The 5,913-nt window shown below is 72.6% G+C and carries 6 protein-coding genes; 1 reads left to right on the forward strand and 5 read right to left on the reverse strand.

Features of this window, described 5'->3' with window-relative positions:
• Positions 1–80: 80 nt before the first annotated feature.
• Positions 81–1,415 (reverse strand): hemolysin family protein, encoded by a 1,335-nt coding sequence (locus HUX53_RS05495; protein ID WP_176402085.1) that lies wholly within the window; start codon positions 1,413–1,415, stop codon positions 81–83.
• A 300-nt stretch (positions 1,416–1,715) separates the two neighbouring features.
• Between HUX53_RS05495 and HUX53_RS05500 the strand changes: the two genes are divergently transcribed.
• The gene (locus HUX53_RS05500) at positions 1,716–2,753 is read left to right on the forward strand and encodes a hypothetical protein (protein WP_176402086.1); all 1,038 of its coding nucleotides are present in this window, start codon (positions 1,716–1,718) and stop codon (positions 2,751–2,753) included.
• Here the strand turns inward: HUX53_RS05500 and HUX53_RS05505 are convergent.
• The 4 genes from HUX53_RS05505 to HUX53_RS05520 all read right to left on the reverse strand — a co-directional run.
• On the reverse strand, positions 2,731–4,626 hold the full coding sequence (locus tag HUX53_RS05505; RefSeq protein WP_309237064.1) for a potassium transporter TrkA: 1,896 nt from the start codon (positions 4,624–4,626) through the stop codon (positions 2,731–2,733). The genes HUX53_RS05500 and HUX53_RS05505 overlap by 23 nt on opposite strands.
• Positions 4,627–4,807: 181 nt before the next feature.
• A complete protein-coding gene (locus HUX53_RS05510) occupies positions 4,808–5,137 on the reverse strand; it encodes an Lsr2 family protein (RefSeq protein ID WP_176402087.1) in 330 nt (109 codons plus the stop codon).
• A 17-nt stretch (positions 5,138–5,154) separates the two neighbouring features.
• Positions 5,155–5,511 (reverse strand): Lsr2 family protein, encoded by a 357-nt coding sequence (locus tag HUX53_RS05515; RefSeq protein ID WP_176402088.1) that lies wholly within the window; start codon positions 5,509–5,511, stop codon positions 5,155–5,157.
• A gap of 89 nt (positions 5,512–5,600) precedes the next feature.
• Positions 5,601–5,913: helix-turn-helix domain-containing protein (locus HUX53_RS05520; RefSeq protein ID WP_176402089.1), on the reverse strand; the 313-nt coding region annotated here is incomplete at its 5' end.

A 5,913-nucleotide genomic window follows, 5' to 3' on the forward strand; every position in this document is an offset into this window, starting at 1 on the left:
TGTGGATAAGAGACCGGTGGCGACGAAGAACCCGTTGCCGGCCAGCAGCGCCAGCGTGACGAGCGCGCCGACGGCGGGGCTCACCGGTCCTCCTCCGCGGTCTCGACGGTGCGGACGCGGATCAGCTCGGGCACGTGCCGGTGGATCGTCAGGACCTCCACCACCGCCGTGCGGGGCGGCTCGTCCAGCCGGGTCGGCGGGAGGTCCACGCTGACCACGTCGCCGGGCACCGCGACCCGGCCGAGCCGCTTCAGCAGCAGCCCCGCCACGGTCTCGTAGTCGCCCTCCGGCAGCTCGATGCCGGTCTCGTGGGCGACCTCGTCCATCCGCAGCCCGGCGTCGGTCGTCCACCACTCGCCGGACCTGATCGCGAGCTCCTCGCCGGGCTCGTTCTCGTCGGCGATCTCCCCGACCAGCTCCTCGGCGACGTCCTCCCAGGTGACGATGCCGGCGAAGCCGCCGTACTCGTCCACCACGCAGGCCATCGGCTCGGCCGCGCCCTGCAGCCGCCGCACCACGTCCGGCAGCGGCAGCGAGGACGGCAGCAGCAGCGGCGGGCGGGCGATCTCGCCGACCCCGGTGCGCCCGGCCGCGGCCGGGCCGAGCGTGATCAGCTCCTCCAGCCCGACGACGCCGACGACGTCGTCGACGCCCGCGCCGAGCACGGGGTAGCGGGTGTGCCCGCTCGCGGAGATGACGTCGCTCAGCTCGGCGGCGCGCGCGGACGCCGGCACGGTCACCACGTCCACCCGCGGCACCATCACCTCCTCGGCGTCGCGCTCGGAGAAGACCAGCGCGCGTTCCAGCAGGTCGACGTGCCCCTCCGGCAGCTCCTCGCCGGACTCGCCGATGATGTGCCCGAGCTCCTCCAGCGTCGCGCCGTGGTGCAGCTCCTCCACCGGCTCGATGCCGACCGCGCGGACGAGCCGGTTCGCGGACGCGTCGAACAGCCTGATCAGCGGCCCCGCCACCGCCAGGTAGACGAGGGTGGACGCGGCGAGCGCGCGGGCCAGCGCCTCCGCCTTCGCCAGCGCGAGGTTCTTGGGGAACAGCTCGCCCAGCACCATCTGGATCACGGTGGCGATCACGAACCCCACCGCGACCGCGACGCCGCCGGCCGCCGCGTCCGGCACCCCGGCCGCGCGCAGCACCGGGTCCATCAGGTCGGCCAGCGCCGGCTTGGCGATGAACCCGACCACCAGTGCGGTGACCGTGATGCCGAGCTGGGCCCCCGACAGCATGAACGACAGCCGGCTCATCACCCGCACCGCCCGCGCCGCCGCCCGGTCGCCCTCGGCGGCCCGCTGGTCGAGGGCCGGCCGGTCCGCGGTGACGAACGCGAACTCCTGCGCGACGAAGTAGCCGGTCGCGGCCGTCAGCACCAGGACGGCCAGCAGCCCCAGCGCGCCGTTCACCCGGCCTCCCTCCGCCGTGCCGCCCGCCGGTCCCGGGCCGGCGCCGACTTTCGAGATCTTGCTTACCCCGGCGGGACGGTGTTTCTCCCGATTCCGGCACGGTTATCGACCGCTCTGCGTGGAATGAACCCTGGCACGGCCACAACGCGGTTCGCGGCCACGGCACGAGGAGCCGGTGCCCCGAGGACGTTGTGGAGAAGATGTGCAGATCGCAGCACAGGCCGGAATGAGCCGGGTCCCGCGTGGAAGGCTCGGATCCGCCCCGCGGGCCCGGGGGTCATGACGCGGTGGGAGCAGGCGATGAACGAACAGCACCGTCCCCGTCCGGTGTTCGATCCCGCCATCGGCGGCGACGACCGCGCGCTGCTCGCCGCGGCGCCCGGGCGGCTGGTCGCCGCGTCCCTGCCCGCGCCGCCGCCGCCGCGGCTGCGGGCCGCCACGGTCCTGGCGCGGCTGGTGTGGATCCCGGCGTTCGCCGTCTTCTACGGCGTGCTGCCCGGCGGCTGGCTGCGGGTCTGCCTCCTCGGCTCGGTGGACGACGACGAGATGCTCGGCGGCGTGACGCGCTGGGGGCGGCTGCCGGTCGCCGCGATGATGCTCACCCCGGCGCTGCAGGTCCTGCTCCTGCTGCTCGGCCAGATCGGCGCGGCCGCCGTCCTCGCCGCGGTGAGCTTCACCGGCTGGGTGGCCGGTGCGCTGCGGCACGTGCGCGAGCCGGCCGCCGCCCGCGCCGCGCGCGAGCATCACGGCCGCTACCTGCTGCCGGCGGACTTCGACCGGCCCGCCGCGGGGCTGCTCTTCCGCGCGCAGCGGGCCATCGACGCCGTCCTCGGGTCGCAGGCGCACAGCGCGGGGCTCCTCGACGACGTCAACAACACGGTCGTCCTGCCCCGGCAGGAGTGGTCGATCGCGAGCGCCCTCGCCGAGCACACCCGGCTGCGCCGCGAGCGCGTCGCGCAGCAGCCGGAGCGGCTGTCGCCGCGCGTCCGGGCGCTGCTGGAGCCGCAGGACCGGGCCCTCGCGCTGTCGGTCAGCTCGGTCACCGGGCGGATCGAGGCGCTGGAGGCGTACGCGCGCCGCGCCGGTGAGGCCGACGACGCCTACCACGAGTCGCGGGTGCTGCAGGCGTTGCCGGAGCAGAACGCCCGCTACCGGGACCTGCTGGCGAGCACCGCAGGGGACGAGATGGCGGGCGCGGAGATCCGCGGCATGGCCGAGGACGCCCACCGGGCCGAGATCGCGCTCCGCGAGTGCGTGACGAGCGCGCTGCGGGCCGGCCGCGACCTCGCCCCGCCGGCGGCCGGCGGGCCGGGGATCAGTTCTCGGCCAGCACGATGACGCGGTCGTCGGCCTCCAGCGTGAGGGGCGCCGCCTTGTCCGGGTTGAGCACCACGCCGTAGCCGGGCGGCTCGTGGAACCGCGCGGTCAGCCGGTAGCCGAGCGCGACCTCCCCGCGCCGCCGCGCCGACTCGATCAGCGTCGCGAAGTTCGCCTCGGCGCCGGGCACCAGGTAGTCGCAGGCGGGCTTGAGGTAGATCTCCGAGCCGTCCGGGTCGAGCAGGTCCACGAACACGTCGTACAGGTGCCGGTTCTCGCTGAGCTGGGTCAGCATCAGGCTGATCAGCTTCTCGCTGACCACGAAGTCGTCGGCCTTGGTGACCTGCGCGATCTCCCGGTTGGCGTCGTCGTTCATCTCGCTGACGATGGCGAACGGGTCGCCCTGGGACCCACCCGAGGACGGGGCGCCGAGGGCGTCCTCCATGTCGCGCAGGTGCAGCAGCGTCACCAGGGTGCGGGCGTCGGCGTGGTCGCGGTCGTGCTGGGCGTCCGACAGCACGATGACCTTCTGGTAGGAGCCGACGTCGAGGGACTCCAGGGCCGGCCGCTCGGTCGGCTCCGCCCGGACGAAGTCGATCTTGAGGTTGGCGGGCGGGGCCAGCTCCCCGGTCGGGTCCGCGCGCGGCGCGGCGACCACGAGCTCGGACGCGGGGGCGAGGAACTCGTCCAGCAGCTCGATGATCTTCGGGGCGCGGTGGTTCCAGCCGAGCATCAGCGTCCGCTCGGGCACCGGGGCCCGCGCGACGGCGGTGCTGATCGCCGTCTCGTGGACGGGCGGGCCCTGGCCGCCGGCGAGGCGGATCAGCAGATCGTCCTCGGCCAGCAGGAGCATCTCGTCGTCGGCGCGGATCACGGTGTCCATCGGCGGGTTGAGCAGCACGGTGCCGTCGGCGCGCCGCAGCCCGGCCGGGACGCCGAGGTCGTAGGCGGCCAGCGACTCCCCGAACGGCAGGCCGGCGAGGGACGGCTCGGGCCGCATGTAGAACTCGTGGCCGGCGAAGTCCAGCAGCTCGGTGCAGACCTGCGACAGGCCTGACTGGCGGTGCGACTGCACGATCAGCCGGATCGCGACGTCGTCGGCGTCGATGACGTGCGCGCGCTCGCCGCCGGCGAGCCGGGCGGCGGGCAGGTTCGCCGAGTCGTGCACGGCGGCGACGACGTGCGGCCGGTGCCGTCCCCAGTCGCGGGCGCCGAGCGACAGCAGCACCTTGATGACGCGGGTGTCGGCGTCCTGGTGCTCCGGGGTGACGATGAGGATCGACCGGGCGGTGCCGGGGCTGACCAGCTCCACGTCGGCGACCTTCAGCGGGTCGCCGGTGCGGCAGACGATCCGGGTGTGGCCGAGGTCGCCGACCCGGGCGCGGATCGCGTCCTCCATCTCGACCTTGTCGCGGTTCGCCAGGATCGCCACGCACGACCTGCGCTTGCTCTGGTTGGCCTCGACCAGCTCGCCGACCACGGTGAAGACCTGCTCGGACCATCCGAGCAGCACGGTGTGGCCCTGCTCGACGATCCGCGACCGGCCCTTGCGCAGCTCACTGAACTTGGCGTTCAGGCCGGTGGTGAGCACGCCGATCAGCGAGCTGACGATGAAGATGCCGCCGATGGTGGACAGCAGCATCAGCGCCAGGAACGGCCCCGTCCCCGTGTCGTCGCCCATCGTGCCCGGGTCCAGGGTGCGCAGCAGGCTGCGCCACACCATGCCGGGCCAGTGCCCGTTCTCGTCGCTGTCGTCCGGCGCGACGAGGACCGCCGCGCTCGCCACCACGAGCACCAGCGCGACCGAGGCGAGGCCGAGCCAGCCGATCAGCGCCGGCGTCCCTTTCGACATCGTCCGGTCGAACCAGTACCGGACCCGCTCCCGCCGCCGCACAGGTGCCAACCGGTCCGCCCCCTCAGCCGTTGCCCGCCGTCCGCCTAAAGCGGAGTCTCACACCATTCCGGGCATTATCCCCTAATACTGATTTGCCCGGTGCGCACGTAAGAGGCCGGGGTGTGAGAATTCCACCCCGGCCCCTCGGTGCCGTGCCGGAACGCCGCCGGCCGCGGGACCGCTAGTGCGCGGCCTCGTACTGCTCGATCACATTGGCGGGGATACGGCCCCGCTCATTGACCTTGATGCCGTGGTTCTTCGCCCACTCGCGAATCTCGGCGGAGCGCTCGCGGCTGCCCGCGGTACGCGACCCGCGGCCGGCGCGGCCGGCGGTCTTGCGCGCCTTGCGCGCGCTGCCCACGAACGGCTCCAGGCCGTTGCGCAGCTTCGCGGCGTTCTTCTTGCTCAGGTCGATCTCATATGACGTGCCGTCCAGGGAAAAGCTGACGGTCTCGTCGGCCTCTCCACCGTCGATGTCGTCCACGAGAAGGACTTCGACCTTCTGTGCCATGCGGGGACTCCCTCTAGCTATGCGTCCGGCTTGGCGTCCGGATGTGCCTCGATGAATGCAGCATAGACCTCATCCGATATCTTGCCACGTTCGGAGACTTCGATGTCCTGACGCAATGCCCACGCACGGACATCGCCGTTCGTGTAGCCCTTGATCTTCGCGGTGCGGGACTTGCGGCCCTTCCCGGCGGGCTTCACCTCCGCGGCGTTCTCGATGAAGGGCGCGAGGGCGTCCAGCATCTCGTTCAGCCGCTTGTAGTTGTCATCGCTCAAGTCGATCGTGAACGTCCGGTCCAGGACTTCGAAGTCCCGCTTTACGACATCGTCTCCCTCGGAGCCGTCGATGTCGTCCACCCGAATGACCTTCTCGGCCATGTGCTCTGTGTCTTCCTTCCCCTCGCCTACGCGGCGTCCCCGACCGTAGCGGATTCCGGGCTCCCACGAGGAAGGACGCGGCGGGGGGATCAGCCGCCGCGGCGCTGGATCCAGGTGTGCAGGAGGAGCATCATCTCCAGCCGGATCTCCGGGTCCTCGATGTCGAAGCCGAACATCTCGTGCAGCTGCGCCAGCCGGTAGCGGACGGTCTGCGGGTGCACGCACAGCACCTCGGCGGCGCCGGTGGCGTTGAAGCCGTGCTTCATGCACTCCAGCAGCGTCACCGCGAGCCGCAGGCCCTGCCGCGGCCCCGCCGCGTCCAGCGGGGCCAGCCGCCGGGCCGCCACGATCGCGGCGAGCGTCCCGCCCTCGCGCAGCAGCAGCTGGCCCTTATACACATCT

The organism is Actinomadura sp. BRA 177, from assembly GCF_013372625.1.
Lineage (GTDB): Bacteria > Actinomycetota > Actinomycetes > Streptosporangiales > Streptosporangiaceae > Spirillospora.